This is a genomic window from Pseudoduganella dura, assembly GCF_009727155.1.
Taxonomy (GTDB): Bacteria; Pseudomonadota; Gammaproteobacteria; order Burkholderiales; family Burkholderiaceae_D; genus Rugamonas; species Rugamonas dura.
On record NZ_WNWM01000002.1, the window covers coordinates 2,642,698 to 2,662,327 of the forward strand.

A 19,630-nucleotide genomic window follows, 5' to 3' on the forward strand; every position below is an offset into this window, starting at 1 on the left:
ACGGCTCGCCGTCCCGCATTTTTCCTCAGAGCATGCCAGATCGGAGCCTGAATAAGCTGGAATTTGGCATACTCGGTCTGCATCGGTGAGGCGTAGACAGCGTTTGAACCACTGGTGTCGGACACCGGCACTTTGGTAGCGATGCAGGGGTTTCGATGAGCCTGCTAATCGCCTGCAGAGCGGGTCATTGCTTGCAATGACCCTATCCCGGACACCGGTTCTCGCCGAAATTTAGCAACTACGATGCCGAAAACCGGTGTCCGACACCAGCTCATCGGGGGGGTCTTATCAAACTCTTCTTTATTGCAACTTGTCGAGCGAGCCCAAAAACTTTTCACTATTCTGAAAACCAATCACCCGGCTGTCGGTAATTTCCCTGCCCTGCCGATCGAAGAAAATGATTCCGGGCGGCCCGAACAGATTGAATCTTTTCAATAGCGCCTTGTCGTCATCGCTATTGGCGGTCACATCGGCCTGGATCAATATCGTATTACCCAGCCGTTGCTGCACGGCCGGATCGATAAATGTCAGCTTTTCCATTTCCTTGCAGGCGACGCACCAGTCGGCATAAAAATCGAGCATGACGTTTTTACCGCCGGTATCGGCAAGCACGCGGTCGAGATCGGCCATGCTTTTGATCCGCGTGAAATGCAGTGCCTGTTCGCCGTTACCCGTTACATGCGCGAGCGGCGCAAGCGGATCGCGCGCGCCGGTGGCCACGCCGATGATCTGGACAATACCCAGGCCGATGAATGCCACGGCAAGCGCCTGCGCCGGCCAGCCCTTATGATGACGCAACAGGTAAATACCGTAGGCGATACCCAGCAGTGTCCACCCGGCCATCTGGACAATGCCGGGCAGTACCGGCGATACCAGCCACCAGGCCATCGCCAGCAGTAGCACGCCGAAGAAGCGCTTGACGGCCTCCATCCATGCGCCCGCCCGGGGCAACAGTGCTCCGGCCGAGACGCCGACCAGGATCAGCGGCACGCTCATGCCGGCCGCCAGCGCGAACAGCGCGGCGCCGCCGACGACCACGTCGCGCGTCTGGCTGATGTACACCAGCGCGCCGGCCAGCGGCGCGGCAACGCAGGGGCCGACGATCAGCGCGGAGATCGCTCCCATCGCGAACACCCCGGCCAGCTTGCCCGCTGCCCGGCGGCCGGATGCGGCGGCCAGCCGGGTCTGGAGCGCGGCGGGTACCTGCAGTTCGTAGACGCCGAACATCGACAGCGCGAGCAACGCCATCAGCACGCCGAAGGCGCCGAGCACCCACGGATTCTGCAGCGCCGCGGCGAGCCCTTCGCCGGCCAGGCCGGCGGCGACACCGAGCGCCGTGTAGACGATCGCCATGCCCAGCGCATAGCACAGCGACAGCACCAGGCCGCGCCCGCGGCCGGTCTTTTCACCTTCGCCGACGATGATCGACGACAGGATCGGCACCATCGGCAATACGCAGGGCGTGAAGGCCAGGCCCAGGCCGAGCAGCAGGAACAGCGGCAGGATGACCGCCAGGCGCCCGCCTTGCAGGGCGCCCTCTATGCGGCTTAGTTCGCTTTGCGCAGGCACCGGCCGTGCTGCCTGAACAGGCAATGCGGGTGCCGTCGCGGGTATCGCGGGCGCCGCGGCGGGCACTTCCATCACCGGATCGCCCGGGCGGCTCATGGCCGGCAAACCGAACGCGCCGGCCGGCCGCCGTGCCGCCGTGACCTCGCCCGTCGGGGACAATTGCGCCGTTGCATCCTGCGGGGAGTAGCACAGGCCCTTGTCGGAACAACCCTGGCCGGTCGCGGTCAGCGTAAAGGCGCCCGCCGCCTCGACGGGAATGCGCATCGTCACGCGGTGACGGTAGGTTTCCACGTTCTTGTTGAACGTTTCATCGAATTTCACCTTGCCGGGCGGGATATCCGGTGCCCCGAGCCGCGCGCCCGCGGCCTTGAACCGGAACTGTTCCCGGTACATGTAGTAGCCCTCGGCGATCTGCCATGTGGCTTCCACCGTGCCGGCATCGGCCATGCGGGCGTAAAACTGGAAGGCGACGTCCGGCGGCAGGAAATCGTCCTCGGCGCGTGCGGGCGACAGCGCAGACAGGAAAGCGACCAGCAGGAAAAAGCGGAAGAACAGGCGCGGGAAGGTGGGCATACGGCTACTCGGCGGGGTGAACTGCGAAATGGTACACCGGAAAATTCCGGGGCGCTGGCATTTCCCCGGCCGGCCCCGGCATGCGCCAGGTCTTGCCGGAGGCTGTCAACCTTCTTACGCGGGAGATGCGTCTCTGGTCCAGGCAGGAAGCCGGGGTATGCAAGCCGCAGTACGCTCGGTTCGACGGACACGCGGGCGCCGCGGCGCGCGATCGCAGCGGCCGGTTGCGGGCGGTCCGCATTACCACCAACTTCAGAGGTAACGACGATGAATGTCATGCCGCATCGCGCCGCACGCCCGCTTGTCCTGTTCGCCACCGCCGTCCTGATGGCCGGCACTGCCCTCGCCGCCGGCATTCCCCGCTATCCGGCAGCGTTTCGCACCACCGACATCCAGGTCGAAGGCGTCACGCTCCACGTGCGCGTGGGCGGCAGCGGACCCGCGGTCGTGCTGCTGCACGGCTTCGGCGACACGGGCGACATGTGGGCACCGCTCGCAACCCGGGGCGATGCGGGCCGCGTTCGCCCAGTTCAACTCGATTTCGCAGGATGAAAAAGACAATCTCGTGTCGATGCGCACGAAGCTGACGATGCCGGTACTGGCGGTGGGCGGCGAGAAATCGTTTGGGGCCAACGAGGCAATCGTGATGCGCAATGCGGCAACCGACGTGACCAAAGTGGTCATCCGCGATGCGGGCCACTGGCTGATGGAAGAACAGCCCGCGGCCACGATCGACGCGGTGGCCGGATTCCTGCGGCGCTGACCGGCGCGGCCGGATACGATTCACGCGGGAATAAAAAAAGCCGGGCAAGCCCGGCTTCTTCATTCGACGACTGGAAGATTACTCTTCGGCGGTCGGTGCTGCTTCGATGTCGCTTGGTTCCGGACGATCCAGCAGTTCGACGTAGGCCATCGGTGCATTGTCGCCAACGCGGAAGCCCATTTTCAGGATACGCAGGTAGCCGCCGTTGCGGTTGGCGTAGCGTGGGCCCAGTTCGGCGAACAGCTTCAGGACCATTTCGCGGTCGCGCAGGCGGGCGAAGGCCAGGCGCTTGTTGGCCAGCGTGTCGGTCTTGCCCAGGGTCAGGATCGGCTCGATGACGCGGCGCAGTTCCTTGGCCTTTGGCACGGTGGTCTTGATCGCTTCGTGACGCAGCAGCGAAACGGTCATGTTGCGCAGCATTGCCAGACGGTGGGACGAGGTACGGTTCAGTTTACGGAGGCCGTGACGGTGACGCATGGTACTTCCTTTCGAGGTGTTTAATTCCGGACTCTTCGATCGCCTGGCTCATGCCCGGCGCGGGTCGGTTAATAAAGTTGAAAACGTCCGGCGCGACATGCGCCGGACGGGTACTGCAATTTACTTTTCCAGACCGGCTGGCGGCCAGTTTTCCAGCTTCATGCCCAGGGTCAGGCCGCGGGATGCCAGCACTTCCTTGATCTCGTTGAGCGACTTGCGGCCCAGGTTCGGCGTCTTCAGCAGCTCGTTTTCCGAACGCTGGATCAGGTCGCCGATGTAGTAGATGTTCTCGGCCTTCAGGCAGTTCGCGGAACGAACCGTCAGTTCGAGATCGTCGACCGGGCGCAGCAGGATCGGATCGACCAGCGGTGCACGCGATGGTGCCTCGGCGGTGGCTTCCGTGCCTTCCAGCGCGGCGAACACGTTCAGCTGGTCGACCAGCACGCGTGCCGACTGGCGGATCGCTTCTTCCGGCGTGATCACGCCGTTGGTTTCGATGTTGATGATCAGCTTGTCCAGGTCGGTACGCTGTTCCACGCGAGCCGATTCCACGGAGTACGACACGCGGCGGACCGGCGAGAACGATGCGTCCAGGATGATGCGGCCGATCGTCTTGTTCGTGTCTTCCGACAGGCGGCGCACGTTGCCCGGCACGTAGCCACGGCCTTTTTCGACCTTGATCTGCATGTCCAGCTTGCCGCCGGCGGTCAGGTGAGCGATCACGTGATCCGGGTTGATCAGTTCCACGTCGTGCGGCAGGTCGATATCCGATGCCAGCACGGCGCCTTCGCCTTCCTTCTTCAGGGTCAGCGTGACGGAATCACGGTTGTGCACCTTGAAGACCACGCCCTTCAGGTTCAGCAGCAGGTCGACCACGTCTTCCTGCACGCCATCCAGCGACGAGTACTCGTGCACGACGCCGGCGATGGTGACTTCGGTCGGCGCGTAGCCGATCATCGACGACAGCAGCACGCGACGCAGGGCATTGCCCAGCGTGTGGCCGTAGCCGCGCTCGAACGGCTCCATCACGACTTTTGCGTGACCGGCGCCCAGGGCTTCGACGTCGATGATACGTGGCTTCAACAAACTGTTTTGCATTGAAATGTCCTTTTCATTACCCTCGGCTCGTTACACCGATAAGGCTGATGGCATTAGTGAAAACGCCCACTCTGATGAGTGGGCGGTTGATACTTGATACTGTGACTACGATTAACGCGAGTACAGTTCGACGATCAGCGATTCGTTGACGTCGGCAGCGATTTCGCTACGTTCCGGGAACGACTTGAAGGTGCCTTCCATCTTCTTGGAATCGACCGACACCCAGGCCGGCATGCCGACTTGTTCGGCCAGCGACAGCGCTTCGAGGATACGGGTCTGCTTCTTGGCTTTTTCGCGCACGGCGATCACGTCGCCGGTCTTGACGACGTACGAAGCGATGTTCACGACATTGCCGTTCACGGTGAACGCCTTGTGCGACACCAGCTGGCGTGCTTCAGCGCGGGTCGAGCCGAAGCCCATGCGGTAAGCAACGTTGTCCAGGCGGGTTTCCAGCAGCGTCAGCAGCGTTTCGCCGGTGTTGCCCTTGCGACGGTCGGCTTCGGCGAAGTAGCGGCGGAACTGGCGTTCCAGGATGCCGTACATACGCTTGACCTTCTGCTTTTCGCGCAGCTGGTTGCCGTAGTCGGAGGTGCGGGCACCCGACTTCACGCCGTGCTGGCCTGGCTTGATGTCCAGTTTGCACTTGGAATCCAGCGAGCGACGGGCGCTCTTCAGGAACAGGTCAGTGCCTTCACGGCGGGAGAGTTTTGCTTTTGGTCCGATATAACGTGCCACGGTATTTTCCTTAAATAATAAATGACGCCCCGGAACGACAGCAGATGCGCATCGCGTGCGGCACCTTCTGCGAACAGGCGCTAGTCTGACCCTCTAATCCGTCAGACGGTGGCTCAACATGCCGGCTCGCCGGAAGCGAACAGGCAAAAATAGCCGGACAGTGTAACCGTTTCCGATCAACTGTTCCAGCGATTTTTACTTCAGGGTGACGGTGGCCGGTTCGCAATGGAACCGGCCATGGTCGTGCCGAGAAAAACGCCCGGTATGTAAGCTGAGAACAGCTTAGATACGACGACGCTTCGGAGGACGGCAGCCGTTGTGCGGCACTGGCGTCACGTCCTGGATCTCGGTGATCTTGATGCCCAGGTTGTTCAGCGCGCGAACAGCGGATTCGCGGCCAGGACCAGGGCCCTTGATACGCACTTCCAGGTTCTTGACGCCGCATTCCTGCGCAACCTTGCCAGCCGCTTCGGCAGCAACCTGCGCTGCGAACGGGGTCGACTTGCGGGAGCCTTTGAAGCCGGCGCCACCGGAAGTTGCCCACGACAGGGCATTGCCCTGGCGGTCGGTGATCGTGATGATCGTGTTGTTGAAGGAAGCGTGAACGTGAGCGATACCTTCAGCGACGTTCTTCTTGACCTTCTTGCGAACGCGTGCTGCTGCAGCGCTGCTTTGTTGCTTAGCCATAGTGGTTTCCTAGATTATTTCTTCAGCGATTGAGCGGCTTTGCGCGGACCTTTGCGGGTACGGGCATTGGTGCGGGTACGCTGGCCGCGGACCGGCAGGCCACGGCGGTGACGCATGCCGCGGTAGCAACCCAGGTCCATCAGACGCTTGATGTTCATCGACAGTTCGCGGCGCAGGTCGCCTTCAACAACGAACTTGCCGATCTCATCACGCAGCTTTTCCAGCTCGCTGTCGTCCAGGTCCTTGATCTTCTTGTTGGTAGCAACACCCGTTTGCGCGCAGATGAACTGGGCGCGTGGGCGGCCGATACCGTAAATTGCCGTCAGGCCGATCACGGTGTGCTGGTGATTTGGGATGTTAACCCCTGCAATACGTGCCATTCGTTATTCCTCGATTAACCTTGACGCTGTTTGTGACGCGGCTCGATGCAGATGACACGAACGACGCCCTTGCGCTTGATGATCTTGCAGTTGCGGCAGATCCGCTTGACTGAAGCGTTAACTTTCATTTTGCTCTCTCTTCTTGAGATTCGATACTTAAAATTACTTGGTCCGGAACACAATGCGGGCCCGGGACAGGTCGTACGGCGTCAACTCCACCGTCACCTTGTCGCCAGGGAGGATGCGGATATAGTTCATCCGCATTTTACCCGAAATGTGGCCAAGCACCACGTGGCCGTTTTCCAGCTTAACTCGAAACGTTGCATTCGGGAGATTCTCGAGAACCTCGCCCTGCATCTGTATAACGTCGTCTTTTGCCATAGTGACCTTATCGCTTAACGTGTCGGAATACCGCCTTTGAAGTTAGCCTTGCGCAGCAGTGAATCGTATTGCTGCGACATCACGTAATTCTGTACCTGGGCCATGAAGTCCATGGTGACAACTACGATGATCAGCAGAGAGGTGCCGCCAAATACAAAGGACACTTTCCACTGGGCTTGCATAAACTCCGGCAACAGACACACCAGGGTGATATAGACGGCGCCTGCCAGGGTCAATCGGGTCAGGATCTTGTCGATGTAACGGGCAGTCTGCTCACCGGGACGAATCCCTGGCACAAAGGCCCCGCTCTTCTTCAAGTTATCCGCGGTTTCCTTGCTGTTGAACACCAGTGCGGTGTAGAAGAAGCAGAAAAACACGATTGCCACAGCATACAGCAGTGCATGGATGGGTTCGCCTGGAGTCAACGATGCAGCCAGATCTTTCAGGAAGCGTACAACAGGATTGCTGTTGTCAGCGCCACGTGCGAACCAGTCCACGATGGTGGCCGGGAACAAGATGATCGACGATGCGAAGATCGGCGGAATCACGCCTGCCATGTTCAGTTTCAGTGGCAGGTGGCTCGTTTGCCCACCGTAGATCTTGTTACCGACCTGACGTTTGGCATAGTTCACCAGGATCTTGCGTTGACCACGCTCCACGAACACCACGACATAGGTCACGGCTGCGACCAGGATCACGATGATGATGGCGGAAATCGCACTGATCGCACCGGTCGACACCTGGGTGAACAATGCACCCATTGCGCTCGGCAGACCCGCCGCGATACCGGCAAAGATGATGATGGAGATGCCGTTACCAAGACCGCGCTCGGTAATCTGCTCCCCCAGCCACATCAGGAACATGGTGCCGGTCAGCAGCGTTACCACGGTGGTGAAGCGGAAGGCCATGCCCGGATCGAGCACCAGGCCGGGCTGGGCTTCCAGCGCGACGGAGATGCCGAATGCCTGGAACAATGCCAGGCCGACAGTGGCGTAACGGGTGTACTGGGTGATCTTGCGACGGCCAGCTTCCCCTTCCTTCTTCAGCGCTTCCATCTGCGGAGACACGATCGACAGCAATTGCATGATGATCGAGGCCGAGATGTAGGGCATGATGCCCAGCGCAAACACCGTGAAGCGCGACAGGGCGCCACCCGAGAACATGTTGAACATGCCCAGCAGGCCGCCCTCTTGCGACTTGAACAGTGCGGCCAGCTGTACCGGGTCGATCCCCGGCACCGGGACGTGAGCCCCGATGCGGTAGACTACCAGAGCGCCCAGCAAAAACCACAGACGGTTCCAGGGGAACCCTGCTGCGGCACTTTTAGCAAGCTGCGGATTAGTCGCCAATTTTCGCTCCGTTCAAGCTTAAGCGTCTCAGGCTACCGAGCCGCCAGCCGCTTCGATGGCCGCTTTCGCGCCGGCGGTCACTTTCAGGCCCTTGATGGACACTGCCTTAGTGATTTCACCGGATGCGATCACGCGCACGTCGCGGGCCAGCACGGACAGCACGCCAGCCTGCTTCAACACCAGCAGGTCGACTTCGCCGACTGCCAGGTTGTTCAGGTCGGACAGGCGCACTTCAGCCTTGAAGGTTGCGTTCAGCGACTTGAAGCCACGCTTCGGCAGACGACGCTGCAGAGGCATCTGACCGCCTTCGAAACCGACTTTGTGGAAGCCGCCCGAACGCGATTTCTGACCCTTGTGACCACGGCCGGCAGTCTTGCCCAGGCCGGAGCCGATACCGCGGCCAACACGGCGCTTGGCGTGTTTCGCGCCTTCGGCTGGTTGAATGGTATTCAATTCCATTGATTTCTCCAGATCGCAAGCCAAGGGCTTACGACACAACCTTAACGAGGTAGGCGACTTTATTGATCATGCCGCGTACCGATGGCGTGTCCTGCAGCTCGGAAACCGAGTTGACACGGCGCAGGCCCAGACCACGCACCGTAGCGCGGTGGTCTTGGCGGGTGCCGATCAGGCCCTTCACCAGTTTGACTTTGATAGTGCTCATGGTCATCCCCTTAAGCCAGAATGTCTTCCACCGACTTACCGCGCTTGGCGGCGATCTCGGCAGGAGTGCTCATTTTCGACAGGCCGTCCAGGGTGGCGCGCACCAGGTTGTACGGGTTGTTCGAACCGGTGGATTTCGCCACCACGTCCGTCACGCCCATCACGTCGAAGATGGCGCGCATTGCGCCACCAGCGATGACGCCGGTACCTGGCTTGGCCGGGCTCATCATGACGCGCGAGGCGCCGTGACGGCCGGTTACCGTGTGCTGCAGGGTACCATTCTTCAGAGGCACCTTGATCAGGTTGCGACGGGCTTCTTCCATTGCCTTCTGCACACCGACCGGTACTTCTTTCGACTTGCCCTTGCCCATGCCGATGCGGCCATCGCCGTCACCAACCACGGTCAGCGCCGCGAAGCCCATGATACGACCACCCTTGACCACTTTGGTCACGCGGTTGATCGCGATCATTTTTTCGCGCATGCCGTCATCCGGCTTGTCGCTTTGCATTTTTGCTTGCATTTTTGCCATGATCGTACCCTTAGAACTTCAGACCGGCTTCACGCGCGGCATCAGCCAGCGCCTTCACACGGCCGTGGTAACGGAAACCGGAGCGGTCGAACGCTACTTCGGTGATACCTGCCTTGATTGCCTTTTCGGCGACGCGCTTGCCAACCAGTGCGGCAGCGGCAGCGTTGCCGCCCTTGCCCGACTTGCCGGCCAGTTCGGCGCGAACTTCTGCTTCCACGGTAGACGCCGAAACCAGAACTTTAGCGTCCGGGCTGATCAGGTTCGCGTAAATGTGCAGGTTAGTGCGGTGGACCGACAGGCGGTTCACTTTCAGTTGCGCGATCTTGATGCGGGTTTGACGTCCGCGGCGCAGACGAGATTGCTTTTTATCCATCGTCAGCCCCTAATTACTTCTTCTTGGTTTCTTTGATCTTGACCACTTCGTCCACATAGCGGACGCCCTTGCCTTTATAAGGCTCAGGGGAGCGGTAAGCACGAACTTCTGCGGCAACCTGGCCGACCTGTTGACGGTCGACACCCTTGATCACGACTTCCGTCGGGGTCGGGGTAGCCACGGTCACGCCAGCCGGCATCGAGTGCACGACAGGGTGGGAGAAGCCCAGCGACAGGTTCAGCTTGTCGCCCTGGGCTTGCGCCTTGTAACCCACGCCGACCAGGGACAGCTTCTTCTCGAAGCCCTTGGTGACGCCGGTGACCATGTTGTTGACCAGTGCGCGCAGCGTGCCGGACATGGCGTTCGCTTCGCGGCTTTCGTTGGCAACTTCGAACGACAGCGTGCCGTTGTTGTTTTCAACTTTGACCAGGCCATTCAGGCTCTGGGTCAGGGTGCCCAGCGGGCCCTTGACGGTGATCGCTTGTGCGGAGATGGCGACTTCGGCGCCAGCCGGCACGGCGATCGGCATTTTAGCTACTCGAGACATGTGTTACTCCTTAAGCCACGAAGCAGATGACTTCGCCACCGACGCCGGTAGCGCGCGCTTTGCGGTCGGTCATGACGCCTTGCGGAGTCGACACGATGGCCACGCCCAGACCGTTCATCACGGTTGGAATCTCATCCTTGCCCTTGTACACGCGCAGGCCCGGACGGGACACGCGCTCGAGGCGCTCGATGACAGGACGGCCGGTGTAGTACTTCAGGCCGATTTTCAGTTCCGCTTTGCCTTCGTTGGAGGACACTGCGAAATCTTCGATGTAGCCCTCGTCCTTCAGGACGGAGGCGATCGCCACTTTGACTTTCGACGACGGCATTGCGACGGTGGTCTTCTTCACACCCTGTGCATTGCGGATACGGGTCAGCATATCGGCGATAGGATCGCTCATACTCATTGCTTATTCTCCTATTACCAGCTGGCTTTGGTCATACCCGGGATCTCACCACGCATGGCGAATTCACGGAGCTTGATACGGGCCAGACCGAATTTACGGAAGGTGCCACGTGGACGGCCAGTGATGGCGCAGCGGTTACGCTGGCGGGTCGGTGCGGAGTTACGTGGCAGGGCCTGCAGTTTCAGGCGTGCTTCGTAACGCTCTTCTTCCGACTTCGACTGGTCGTCGATGATGGCTTTCAGGGCGGCGCGTTTGGCGGCGAATTTCTCCACCAGGTCGGCACGCTTCTGTTCACGGTTAATCAGTGCGAGTTTTGCCATGATCGTTTAGTTCCTGAACGGGAATTTGAATGCGGCGAGCAGAGCTTTGGCTTCGTCGTCGGTCTTGGCGGTCGTCGTGATCGAGATGTTCATGCCGCGCAGCGCGTCAATCTTGTCGTACTCGATTTCCGGGAAGATGATCTGCTCTTTGACGCCGATGTTGTAATTGCCGCGGCCATCGAACGAACGGCCGGACACACCACGGAAGTCACGCACGCGTGGCAGTGCCACGGTGATGAAGCGATCCAGGAATTCGTACATACGGGCGCCGCGCAGGGTCACCATCGTACCGATCGGGTAGCCTTCGCGGATCTTGAAACCGGCGATTGCTTTACGCGACTTGGTCGTCACCGGCTTCTGGCCGGCGATCTTGGTCAGGTCGCCAACAGCGTGTTCCAGGACTTTCTTGTCGGCGATTGCTTCGCCAACACCCATGTTCAGGGTGATCTTGGTCAGGCGTGGCACTTCCATTACCGATTTGTAGCCGAATTTCTCGGTCAGCTCGGAAACGACCTTCTCTTTGTATACTTGTTGCAGACGGGCCATTTTCAATTACCCCTTCACTACTTCGCCGGAGGACTTGAAGACGCGGACTTTTTTACCGTCCACTTCTTTGAAGCCCACGCGATCGGCCTTGCCGGTCGCAGCGTTGAACAGAGCAACGTTGGACACGTGAATAGGCATGGTCTTGTCGACGATGCCACCAGTTACGCCCGTCATCGGGTTCGGCTTGACGGCCTTCTTGGCCACGTTCACGCCATCCACCACGACGTGCTCAGCGTCTACACGCTGGGTCACGACACCGCGCTTGCCCTTGTCCTTGCCGGTCAGGACGACGACTTCGTCGTTTTTGCGAATCTTATCCATTGTGACTCCTTACAGGACTTCCGGTGCCAGGGACACGATCTTCATGAACTTCTCGGTGCGCAGTTCGCGCGTCACCGGGCCAAAGATACGGGTACCGATCGGTTCCAGCTTGGAGTTCAGCAGGACGGCAGCGTTGCCATCGAACTTGACCAGGGAACCGTCCTGGCGACGCACACCCTTAGCGGTGCGCACAACCACGGCGTTATAAATTTCACCTTTTTTGACACGGCCGCGAGGCTGAGCCACTTTAACCGTGACCTTGATCACGTCGCCGATGCCAGCGTAACGGCGCTTGGAACCGCCCAACACCTTGATGCACATAACTTCTTTCGCACCGGTGTTGTCGGCTACCTCGAGCCGGCTTTCAGTTTGAATCATAGTATTCTCTTTCCCAACTTAAGCCGAAGAATCCACACAATGCGGACCTCTCGGTCAGTCTTGGTCCCGCCAACAATGCTGCTGCATTGCTGTTTGGGTGCTTGACCTTCATACAGTACTGACCGCGAAACCGCGTCTGTGGAAAGACACTTAGCGGCGATACATGAACGAAGCCCGCAAGTATTACATACAACCTGCGGGCCTGCAAGAACTAATTGGAAACGGGCCGGGACGCAACGGTCCCGGCCAGGCTTTCTTCTTAGACGATTTGTGCAGCTTGCACTACACGGGTCACCGTCCACGCCTTCGTCTTGGAGATCGGACGACCTTCCGCGATCTCGACCGTATCACCGGCCTTGACCTGGTTGGTTTCGTCATGTGCGTGGTATTTCGCCGAACGCACGATGATCTTGCCGTACAGAGGGTGCTTGACGTGACGCTCGATCAGCACGGTAACGGTCTTGTCCATCTTGTCGGACACCACTTTACCGATCAGCGTGCGCTTGAGCGACTGTTTCACTGGTTCGTTCATTTGGCTTCCTTCGTGTTCATTACCGTTTTGACGCGTGCGATGTCGCGGCGGACCTTCTTCAGCTGCGAGTTGTTGCTCAGCTGCTGCGTGGCGCTCTGCATACGCAGGCCGAACTGTGCCTTCAGCAGGTCGTTCAGCTCTTTCTGCAGACCGGCCTGGTCTTTGCCGCGGAGTTCAGATGCTTTCATATTTCACTCCAATTATTGGCCAACCTGGCGCACCACGAAGGTGGTTGCCAGAGGCAGTTTGGCGGCAGCCAGGCGGAACGCTTCGCGTGCCAGCGTTTCGTCCACGCCGTCCATTTCATACAGCACTTTACCTGGCTGGATTTCAGCCACGTAGTACTCCGGATTACCTTTACCGTTACCCATACGGACTTCGGCCGGCTTGTTCGAAATCGGCTTGTCCGGGAAGATACGGATCCAGATACGGCCGCCACGCTTGATGTGACGGGTCATGGCACGACGGGCAGCTTCGATCTGACGGGCGGTGATACGGCCACGTGCGACGGCTTTCAGACCGAATTCGCCGAACGACACGGCAGTGCCGCGCGTGTGCGAAATGCCGGTGTTACGGCCCTTCTGCTCTTTACGATACTTCCTGCGGGATGGTTGCAGCATGCTTATTCTCCTGCTTATTCAGCTGCAGCCGGCTTCGCAGCGCGGCGAGCGGCTGGGGCGCCTGGTTTGGCGCCCGGACCTGGACGTGGGCGACCGCCCGGCTTACCATCGTCGCGACGCGGACCGCGTGGCTTCTTCTCGTCGGCCGGGGTGTCGATGACTGGTGCTTCGCCGGTGGCGGAGCGGTCACCCTTGTACACCCACACCTTGACACCGATGATGCCGTAGGTGGTCGATGCTTCGGACGTGCCGTAGTCGATGTCCGCCTTCAGGGTATGCAGAGGCACGCGGCCTTCGCGATACCATTCGGTACGGGCGATCTCGATGCCGTTCAGACGGCCGGACGACATGATCTTGATGCCGACGGCGCCCAGGCGCATTGCATTTTGCATTGCGCGCTTCATGGCGCGGCGGAACATGATCCGCTTTTCCAGCTGCTGGGCGATCGAATCGGCGATCAGCTGCGAATCGATTTCCGGCTTGCGGATTTCCTCGATATTGACGTGCACCGGCACGCCCATGATCTTGGTCAGTTCCGCTTTCAGCACTTCGATGTCTTCGCCTTTTTTACCGATGACAACGCCCGGACGGGAGCTGTACACGGTGAAACGGGCGTTCTTCGCAGGACGCTCGATGACGATGCGGCCGACGGAGGCGTTCTTCAGCTTCTTCTTCAGGTAGACGCGCGCCTTCAGATCTTCGTTCAGCATCTGAGCGAAGTTACCGTTGGTTGCGTACCAGCGCGAAGCCCAGTTACGGGTTACGGCCAGACGGAAGCCGGTTGGATGAATTTTCTGTCCCATCTTGGCTCCTTAGTTTCCGACCGTCAGGTAGACGTGGCAGGACTGCTTCGAAATGCGGTCGCCACGGCCCTTTGCGCGCGCGGTGAAGCGCTTCAGGATCGGGCCCTTTTCGACGTAGATCGTTTTCACGAACAGTTCGTCGATGTCGGCACCATCGTTGTGCTCGGCGTTCGCAATGGCGGACTCCAGCACCTTCTTGATGATGGTGGCGCCTTTTTTCGGGCTGAACTGCAGAATGTTCAGCGCGGCGTCAACCTTCTTGCCGCGGATCAGGTCAGCCACCAGGCGACCCTTTTGATCCGACAGGCGCACGCCTTTGAGGATTGCTTTGGTTTCCATTATTTCTTCGCCTTTTTGTCAGCAGCGTGGCCCTTGAACGTACGGGTCAGCGCGAACTCGCCGAGCTTGTGTCCAACCATGTTCTCGGACACGTACACAGGCACGTGCACCTTGCCGTTGTGCACGGCAATCGTCAGGCCGATGAAGTCAGGCATGATCGTCGAACGGCGGGACCAGGTTTTGATTGGCTTCTTGTCTTTCGTCGCTTGCGCGGTTTCGACTTTCTTCACCAGGTGGGCGTCGCAAAACGGCCCTTTTTTCAATGAACGGGTCATGATTTATCCTTATTTCTTGCCGCGGCGCGAGACGATCATCGAAGAAGTACGCTTGTTCGAACGCGTCTTCTTGCCCTTGGTCTGCTGGCCCCATGGCGACACTGGGTGACGACCAGCTGCCGTCTTGCCCTCACCACCACCGTGCGGGTGATCGACCGGGTTCATGACGACACCACGGACGGTCGGACGCACACCGCGCCAACGCATCGCACCGGCTTTACCGATCTTGCGCAGGCTGTGTTCGGCATTGCCGACTTCGCCCACGGTTGCGCGGCATTCGATATGCACGCGGCGCACTTCGCCGGAGCGCAGACGCACCTGAGCGTAAGTACCTTCGCGGGCCATCAGCACGACGCCGGCGCCGGCGGTACGGGCCATCTGGGCACCCTTACCTGGCAGCATTTCGACGCAGTGGATCACGGTACCGACCGGGATGTTGCGGATCGGCAGGGTGTTACCGGCCTTGATCGGCGCTTCGGAACCGTTCATCAGCGTATCGCCGACGGACAGGCCTTTGGAAGCGATGACATACTTGCGCTCGCCGTCGGCGTAGCACAGCAGGGCGATGTGCGCCGTGCGGTTTGGATCGTATTCGATACGTTCCACTTTCGCAGGGATGCCATCCTTGTTGCGCTTGAAGTCGACCAGGCGGTAGTGCTGCTTGTGACCACCACCGATGTGACGGGTGGTGATGTGGCCGTTGTTGTTACGGCCGGCGGTCTTCGATTTTTTCTCAACCAGGGCGGCGAGCGGACGACCTTTGTACAGGCCTTCGGTCACCACCTTCACCATGCCGCGACGGCCTGGGGAGGTTGGCTTCATCTTAACGAGTGCCATTATTTAGCCTCCTCGGAGAAATTGATTTCCTGGCCAGGCTTCAGGCACACGAAAGCACGCTTGGTAGCATTGCGACGGCCGATGAAACGACCCGAGCGCTTGACTTTACCTTCGCGGTTTACGGTCTGCACCGATTCCACTTCAACCTTGAACAGCAGTTCAACGGCGGCCTTGATTTCTGGCTTGGTCGCGTCCGGAGCAACACGGAACACGATCTGTTCGTTCTTTTCCGCGACCATCGTGGCCTTCTCGGAAATGACCGGCGCCACCAGCACCTTCAACAGGCGCTCTTCGCTAAATTTGACGGCGCTCATGCCAGCAACTCCTCAATCTTGGCCAGTGCCGCTTTGGTAACCAGGATCTTCTTGTAGAAGACCAGCGACATTGGATCTGCATGACGCGGTTCCACGACCAGCACGTTCGGCAGGTTGCGGGAAGCCAGCAGCAGGTTTTCTTCGATGTTCTCGGTGATGATCAGGACCGAATCCAGACCCATGCCAGCCAGCTTTTGCGACAGCAGCTTGGTTTTCGGGGCTTCGATCGACAGATCTTCGATCACGACCAGGCGCTCTTCGCGAGCCAGCTGGGACAGGATCGAGCACAGGCCGGCGCGGTACATCTTCTTGTTCACTTTGTGGGTGAAGTTCTCGTCAGGCGAGTTCGGGAAGATGCGACCACCGCCACGCCACAGTGGCGACGACGACATACCAGCACGGGCGCGGCCGGTGCCTTTCTGGCGCCAAGGCTTCTTGGTCGTGTGGTGAACCTGTTCACGGTCCTTCTGCGCGCGGTTGCCGCTACGGGCGTTCGCTGCATAAGCAACCACGATCTGGTGGATCAGGGCTTCGTTGTAATCACGGCCGAAGACGGTGTCTGCAGCAGCAACGTTCGACGCGGCTTGACCTTCAGCGTTCAAGAGCTTGAGTTCCATGAATTAAGCTCCCTTCTTAGCTTTGACTTTAACGGCTGGCGATACGACCACCTGACCGTTTTTCGCGCCTGGTACCGCGCCCTTGACCAGCAGCAGCTGACGGTCGGCGTCGATACGAGCGATTTCCAGGTTCTGGGTGGTGACGGTAACGTCGCCCATGTGACCGGTCATGCGCTTGCCAGGGAACACGCGGCCCGGATCCTGCGCCATACCGATGGAGCCTGGTACGTTGTGCGAACGGGAGTTACCGTGGGTTGCACGGCCGGATGCGAAGTTGTGACGCTTGATGGTACCGGCATAGCCTTTACCGATCGAGGTGCCCTGCACGTCGATCTTCTGACCGACTTCGAACAGCGAAGCGGCGATGACTTCGCCAGCTTTCAGTTCGGCAGCTTTTGCTGCGTCGATACGGAACTCTTTCAACAGAGTACCGGCTTCGACACCAGCTTTGGCGTAGTGACCCGCAGCGGCTTTGGTCACGCGGGAAGCGCGACGTTGACCGAATACGACCTGAACAGCGGAGTAACCATCCGTTTCAGGAGTTTTGATTTGCGCGATACGGTTGTTCGACACGTCCAGCACGGTCACAGGGATCGAATCCCCGTCGTCCGTGAAGATGCGCATCATGCCAACCTTGCGACCGAGGAGGCCAAGGCTCATTTTTTCTCCATTCCCGCCTACGATTGGGCAGGGCTATGTTGAACTACAAAAATGGCAGGACCAAAAAAGACGTGTCCATACCGAAGCCGGCTAGTGTACTTTGCTTTGCCTCTTGACGCAACAAGTAAGTACGGGGTATGTCGATGCTTGTTGCACAAAGTTTGCACAACCGTCGCGCACGGCCACGCGACGTATTTTTTTGGCATGCAACCCTGTCATCGGCGGCGGCCGCGAGCCGCCGGATCGCCGCGTGGAGCGGCTCCCCGGGCCGCGTGCCCTGCCGCCAAAGGGCCCGGAGCGGCGCACCGGCGGCTTCGATGCCATAATCGCCACCATGACCGCCTACATGCTGCTGAAACTGCTTCACGTGCTGAGTTCCACCGTGCTGTTCGGCACCGGCATGGGGATCGCCTTCTTCAAATGGATCACCGACCGCGCCGGCGACGTGCGGGCGATCCGCATCGTCACCGAGCGCACGGTACTGGCCGACTGGCTGTTCACCACGCCGGCCGTGATCGTCCAGCCGGTTACCGGCTTCGCGATGGTCTGGCTGGCCGGCTACCCCCTGTCCAGCCAATGGATCGCCTGGTCCGTGGCGCTGTACCTGCTGGCCGGCGCCTGCTGGCTGCCCGTCGTGTGGCTGCAGATGCGGATGCGCGACCTGGCGCGGGTTGCCGATGCGGGGAACACGCCGCTGCCGCCGCTGTACTGGCGTTACCAGCGCTGGTGGTTCGTGCTCGGCATTCCCGCGTTCAGCGCGCTAGTGGTGATTTTCTGGCTGATGCTCAATAAGCCGGCCTGAAAAACCGGGCACGGGGGCCCGGCCCCGTCATGTCGCCCCGCAATCAGAACGTGTAGCTGGCCGACGCGCCTTACGGCGGAACTGCGCCGCTTCAGCCTGGCGTTCTGGGACTCGGACTTCCACGAGGCGCTGGACAAGGATTTCTTGCTGGCCTATGCGAACGGCAGCGATCGCGACCTGGTCGTGACCCTGTACCTGTCGGCCTTTACCGATGTGATCACGGCGGGACCGATCCCCGAGCCGGGCACGTGGATGATGCTGCGCGCCGGCATGATGCTGATGGGGGTTGCCGCCCGGTCGCGGCGGCTGGGAGGTTAAGTGCCGCCGCCAGAGGTGCCGGCAACCGCCGGCCTGGCGATCAAGGGGAGATGCCGAACAGCTCGAACTGCAATCCATCGATGCCGGAAGGCGTATACAGCGTGATGGCTTGGGCCTTCAGCATTTCCTCGTATAGCTTGCCCCTGGCTGTCAGGGAAAAGTAATAAGTGTTTGGCCGCACAGGGATTTCCGTAGGCAATTGCGCCATGTGTACCAGCTCCACGCCCGGCAGCGCCACGCTGATCATGTGCTCGACATCATCCGGCGAGCCGATCTTGAAGCGCGACAGTACGGCTGGTACCAGGTCCAGCGCCGACATGTTCGCGCTTACCGCCAGGCATAACTGGGTGCGGTGATCGACGCGGGACGCATCGAGCATGCCGTGGAAGATAGAAGGTCGTTCGGCTGCCGAGGCCAATGGAATGACGAAGTAGCGTGAAGAGATCACGGTGTCGATCAGGTCGCGGATGATGGCGTCGAGCCTCTCGAAACCAGGGCCGGGATCATCATGCCGGTATGTGGGCAGATCGGCCAGCGTAAACTTGGGCGAGAACGTCATCAATCCGCCGGCCAGCGCCGTCAGCCGGTCGAACACGTACTCGGGATGGTGAAGGCGGAAGCTGGCGCAATGCGTCAGCGGCGCCGCAGCAGTGCAGAGCACGTTGAGCATCCAGAACGACGAGAAATCGCCACTGTGCACCTCGAACGCCTGCCGGTGGTTCATGCGTTGCCGCTCATACAGTGCCGCGATCTTGGCGTTCAGCTTGGCCAACAGCGCATCGAGCAATGTGGGCAGGCCTGCCGCCGTCGCCAGCGTGACCGAGGGTGGCATGAAGGTCGGATCGGATTCGAAGCCGCCGGTGCTGGCGCGACGGATGCGAATGACAGGGACCGAAAAGTATGCGCTGCGCGATACCGTATGCGGCAGCAAGCGCACATTCTTAGCCAGGTAGGCAACGGAGGTCGGCGCCATGTGCGAGAACAGGTCGGCTGTTCCACCATCCGTCCGCATGTAACGGCCTTCGGCAGCCATGTTGTGGCCATGACCATTCACGATTGGTAGCGCTGCGTAGTAGGTAAACGTCTGGAGCTCGGCAGGAAGCGTGGACAGGTCCACCGCTGCCGGTGCCTGTTCGGAAAGTGGCGCGTCGTAGATTTCGCCATCCTGGAACACCAGCGCAAGCTCAGTGGCCATCAATACGTTATTGGCCAGCGCGTCGATATTCCACTTGGCCTTGCGCACGCCCCACAAGCAAGGATTGAGCGTCATCGCAAGCTGTTGGAGCCGGATTTCGTGGTAACGGTCCATTTGCTGAAGCTGATGCGGGCCGATCGCGATACCCTCGCCCCATAATACTTTCAAGGGAAGATTCATGATGCTCCTTTCGTGTGAAAGACACATCATGAATCTTTCTAT

34 protein-coding genes are annotated in these 19,630 nt (G+C 59.9%); 4 read left to right on the forward strand and 30 right to left on the reverse strand.

The genetic code is table 11. The features are described from left to right. Positions 1 to 300: 300 nt before the first annotated feature. Complete coding sequence (gene dsbD / locus GJV26_RS11520; protein ID WP_155708944.1) at positions 301 to 2,142, reverse strand: protein-disulfide reductase DsbD; 1,842 nt, start codon at positions 2,140 to 2,142, stop codon at positions 301 to 303. A gap of 267 nt (positions 2,143 to 2,409) precedes the next feature. Here dsbD and GJV26_RS30685 point away from each other — a divergent pair, with 267 nt between their 5' ends. Next, entirely contained in the window at positions 2,410 to 2,694 is a 285-nt protein-coding gene (locus GJV26_RS30685; protein ID WP_371866455.1) for an alpha/beta fold hydrolase, read from the forward strand. A gap of 13 nt (positions 2,695 to 2,707) precedes the next feature. Beyond that, positions 2,708 to 2,905, forward strand: a complete 198-nt coding sequence (locus tag GJV26_RS30690) for an alpha/beta fold hydrolase (protein WP_371866456.1) — start codon at positions 2,708 to 2,710, stop codon at positions 2,903 to 2,905. A 78-nt stretch (positions 2,906 to 2,983) separates the two neighbouring features. Here GJV26_RS30690 and rplQ read toward each other — a convergent pair whose 3' ends face one another. The 28 genes from rplQ to rplC form a co-directional block, all read right to left on the reverse strand. Further along, on the reverse strand, positions 2,984 to 3,382 hold the full coding sequence (gene rplQ, locus GJV26_RS11530) for a 50S ribosomal protein L17 (RefSeq protein ID WP_155708945.1): 399 nt from the start codon (positions 3,380 to 3,382) through the stop codon (positions 2,984 to 2,986). A gap of 120 nt (positions 3,383 to 3,502) precedes the next feature. Next, the gene (locus tag GJV26_RS11535; RefSeq protein WP_137315746.1) at positions 3,503 to 4,480 is read right to left on the reverse strand and encodes a DNA-directed RNA polymerase subunit alpha; all 978 of its coding nucleotides are present in this window, start codon (positions 4,478 to 4,480) and stop codon (positions 3,503 to 3,505) included. A 111-nt stretch (positions 4,481 to 4,591) separates the two neighbouring features. Further along, positions 4,592 to 5,215: a 30S ribosomal protein S4 gene (rpsD, locus tag GJV26_RS11540; protein ID WP_189442138.1), complete on the reverse strand. Its 624-nt coding sequence runs from the start codon at positions 5,213 to 5,215 to the stop codon at positions 4,592 to 4,594. 282 nt (positions 5,216 to 5,497) lie between these two features. After that, the gene (gene rpsK / locus GJV26_RS11545; RefSeq protein WP_028101645.1) at positions 5,498 to 5,902 is read right to left on the reverse strand and encodes a 30S ribosomal protein S11; all 405 of its coding nucleotides are present in this window, start codon (positions 5,900 to 5,902) and stop codon (positions 5,498 to 5,500) included. 14 nt (positions 5,903 to 5,916) lie between these two features. After that, positions 5,917 to 6,282 carry a 30S ribosomal protein S13 gene (gene rpsM, locus GJV26_RS11550; protein ID WP_155708946.1) on the reverse strand — a complete coding sequence of 122 codons (366 nt, stop codon included), beginning with the start codon at positions 6,280 to 6,282 and terminating at the stop codon, positions 5,917 to 5,919. 14 nt (positions 6,283 to 6,296) lie between these two features. Next, positions 6,297 to 6,410, reverse strand: a complete 114-nt coding sequence (rpmJ, locus tag GJV26_RS11555) for a 50S ribosomal protein L36 (RefSeq protein ID WP_145653081.1) — start codon at positions 6,408 to 6,410, stop codon at positions 6,297 to 6,299. A 34-nt stretch (positions 6,411 to 6,444) separates the two neighbouring features. Beyond that, positions 6,445 to 6,663, reverse strand: coding sequence for a translation initiation factor IF-1 (gene infA / locus GJV26_RS11560; RefSeq protein ID WP_010812378.1), 219 nt, complete (start codon positions 6,661 to 6,663; stop codon positions 6,445 to 6,447). A 14-nt stretch (positions 6,664 to 6,677) separates the two neighbouring features. Beyond that, on the reverse strand, positions 6,678 to 8,012 hold the full coding sequence (gene secY, locus GJV26_RS11565; RefSeq protein WP_155708947.1) for a preprotein translocase subunit SecY: 1,335 nt from the start codon (positions 8,010 to 8,012) through the stop codon (positions 6,678 to 6,680). Between the two features lie 27 nt (positions 8,013 to 8,039). Beyond that, positions 8,040 to 8,471, reverse strand: coding sequence for a 50S ribosomal protein L15 (rplO, locus tag GJV26_RS11570; protein WP_130186540.1), 432 nt, complete (start codon positions 8,469 to 8,471; stop codon positions 8,040 to 8,042). A 28-nt stretch (positions 8,472 to 8,499) separates the two neighbouring features. Then, a complete protein-coding gene (gene rpmD, locus GJV26_RS11575; protein ID WP_130186541.1) occupies positions 8,500 to 8,682 on the reverse strand; it encodes a 50S ribosomal protein L30 in 183 nt (60 codons plus the stop codon). Positions 8,683 to 8,686: 4 nt separating this feature from the next. Next, entirely contained in the window at positions 8,687 to 9,205 is a 519-nt protein-coding gene (gene rpsE / locus GJV26_RS11580; protein WP_050409755.1) for a 30S ribosomal protein S5, read from the reverse strand. Positions 9,206 to 9,215: 10 nt separating this feature from the next. Next, positions 9,216 to 9,578 (reverse strand): 50S ribosomal protein L18, encoded by a 363-nt coding sequence (rplR, locus tag GJV26_RS11585; RefSeq protein WP_130186542.1) that lies wholly within the window; start codon positions 9,576 to 9,578, stop codon positions 9,216 to 9,218. A 13-nt stretch (positions 9,579 to 9,591) separates the two neighbouring features. Then, on the reverse strand, positions 9,592 to 10,125 hold the full coding sequence (gene rplF / locus GJV26_RS11590; protein ID WP_155708948.1) for a 50S ribosomal protein L6: 534 nt from the start codon (positions 10,123 to 10,125) through the stop codon (positions 9,592 to 9,594). 10 nt (positions 10,126 to 10,135) lie between these two features. Beyond that, positions 10,136 to 10,531, reverse strand: coding sequence for a 30S ribosomal protein S8 (gene rpsH / locus GJV26_RS11595; protein ID WP_155708949.1), 396 nt, complete (start codon positions 10,529 to 10,531; stop codon positions 10,136 to 10,138). 14 nt (positions 10,532 to 10,545) lie between these two features. Continuing rightward, positions 10,546 to 10,851 carry a 30S ribosomal protein S14 gene (rpsN, locus tag GJV26_RS11600; protein ID WP_155708950.1) on the reverse strand — a complete coding sequence of 102 codons (306 nt, stop codon included), beginning with the start codon at positions 10,849 to 10,851 and terminating at the stop codon, positions 10,546 to 10,548. Positions 10,852 to 10,857: 6 nt separating this feature from the next. Continuing rightward, positions 10,858 to 11,397: a 50S ribosomal protein L5 gene (gene rplE, locus GJV26_RS11605; protein WP_130186546.1), complete on the reverse strand. Its 540-nt coding sequence runs from the start codon at positions 11,395 to 11,397 to the stop codon at positions 10,858 to 10,860. Positions 11,398 to 11,403: 6 nt separating this feature from the next. Beyond that, positions 11,404 to 11,718: a 50S ribosomal protein L24 gene (gene rplX, locus GJV26_RS11610; RefSeq protein WP_130186547.1), complete on the reverse strand. Its 315-nt coding sequence runs from the start codon at positions 11,716 to 11,718 to the stop codon at positions 11,404 to 11,406. A gap of 9 nt (positions 11,719 to 11,727) precedes the next feature. Then, positions 11,728 to 12,096 (reverse strand): 50S ribosomal protein L14, encoded by a 369-nt coding sequence (gene rplN / locus GJV26_RS11615; RefSeq protein WP_107144090.1) that lies wholly within the window; start codon positions 12,094 to 12,096, stop codon positions 11,728 to 11,730. A gap of 259 nt (positions 12,097 to 12,355) precedes the next feature. After that, positions 12,356 to 12,628 (reverse strand): 30S ribosomal protein S17, encoded by a 273-nt coding sequence (rpsQ, locus tag GJV26_RS11620; RefSeq protein WP_130186549.1) that lies wholly within the window; start codon positions 12,626 to 12,628, stop codon positions 12,356 to 12,358. Next, positions 12,625 to 12,816, reverse strand: a complete 192-nt coding sequence (gene rpmC, locus GJV26_RS11625) for a 50S ribosomal protein L29 (protein ID WP_155708951.1) — start codon at positions 12,814 to 12,816, stop codon at positions 12,625 to 12,627. Before rpmC ends, rpsQ begins: the two co-directional genes overlap by 4 nt. A gap of 12 nt (positions 12,817 to 12,828) precedes the next feature. Next, on the reverse strand, positions 12,829 to 13,248 hold the full coding sequence (gene rplP / locus GJV26_RS11630) for a 50S ribosomal protein L16 (protein ID WP_145653055.1): 420 nt from the start codon (positions 13,246 to 13,248) through the stop codon (positions 12,829 to 12,831). Between the two features lie 14 nt (positions 13,249 to 13,262). Then, positions 13,263 to 14,051 (reverse strand): 30S ribosomal protein S3, encoded by a 789-nt coding sequence (rpsC, locus tag GJV26_RS11635; RefSeq protein WP_155708952.1) that lies wholly within the window; start codon positions 14,049 to 14,051, stop codon positions 13,263 to 13,265. Positions 14,052 to 14,060: 9 nt separating this feature from the next. Next, positions 14,061 to 14,393: a 50S ribosomal protein L22 gene (gene rplV / locus GJV26_RS11640; RefSeq protein ID WP_189442147.1), complete on the reverse strand. Its 333-nt coding sequence runs from the start codon at positions 14,391 to 14,393 to the stop codon at positions 14,061 to 14,063. Further along, the gene (gene rpsS / locus GJV26_RS11645; protein WP_055937623.1) at positions 14,390 to 14,665 is read right to left on the reverse strand and encodes a 30S ribosomal protein S19; all 276 of its coding nucleotides are present in this window, start codon (positions 14,663 to 14,665) and stop codon (positions 14,390 to 14,392) included. Before rpsS ends, rplV begins: the two co-directional genes overlap by 4 nt. A 9-nt stretch (positions 14,666 to 14,674) precedes the next feature. After that, a complete protein-coding gene (rplB, locus tag GJV26_RS11650; RefSeq protein ID WP_155708954.1) occupies positions 14,675 to 15,502 on the reverse strand; it encodes a 50S ribosomal protein L2 in 828 nt (275 codons plus the stop codon). Next, positions 15,502 to 15,816, reverse strand: a complete 315-nt coding sequence (gene rplW / locus GJV26_RS11655) for a 50S ribosomal protein L23 (protein WP_131148099.1) — start codon at positions 15,814 to 15,816, stop codon at positions 15,502 to 15,504. The genes rplB and rplW overlap by 1 nt, the downstream gene beginning before the upstream one ends. Further along, positions 15,813 to 16,433 carry a 50S ribosomal protein L4 gene (gene rplD / locus GJV26_RS11660; RefSeq protein WP_130186556.1) on the reverse strand — a complete coding sequence of 207 codons (621 nt, stop codon included), beginning with the start codon at positions 16,431 to 16,433 and terminating at the stop codon, positions 15,813 to 15,815. The genes rplW and rplD overlap by 4 nt, the downstream gene beginning before the upstream one ends. Before the next feature lie 3 nt (positions 16,434 to 16,436). After that, positions 16,437 to 17,093 carry a 50S ribosomal protein L3 gene (rplC, locus tag GJV26_RS11665; protein ID WP_155708955.1) on the reverse strand — a complete coding sequence of 219 codons (657 nt, stop codon included), beginning with the start codon at positions 17,091 to 17,093 and terminating at the stop codon, positions 16,437 to 16,439. 199 nt (positions 17,094 to 17,292) lie between these two features. Between rplC and GJV26_RS11670 the strand changes: the two genes are divergently transcribed. Both GJV26_RS11670 and GJV26_RS11675 read left to right on the forward strand, forming a co-directional pair. Next, a complete protein-coding gene (locus GJV26_RS11670; protein WP_308807626.1) occupies positions 17,293 to 17,895 on the forward strand; it encodes a DUF2269 family protein in 603 nt (200 codons plus the stop codon). A gap of 144 nt (positions 17,896 to 18,039) precedes the next feature. Next, a complete protein-coding gene (locus GJV26_RS11675; RefSeq protein ID WP_155708956.1) occupies positions 18,040 to 18,213 on the forward strand; it encodes a hypothetical protein in 174 nt (57 codons plus the stop codon). A gap of 40 nt (positions 18,214 to 18,253) precedes the next feature. Here GJV26_RS11675 and tssK read toward each other — a convergent pair whose 3' ends face one another. Next, complete coding sequence (gene tssK, locus GJV26_RS11680) at positions 18,254 to 19,588, reverse strand: type VI secretion system baseplate subunit TssK (protein WP_155708957.1); 1,335 nt, start codon at positions 19,586 to 19,588, stop codon at positions 18,254 to 18,256. Positions 19,589 to 19,630 lie beyond the last annotated feature (42 nt).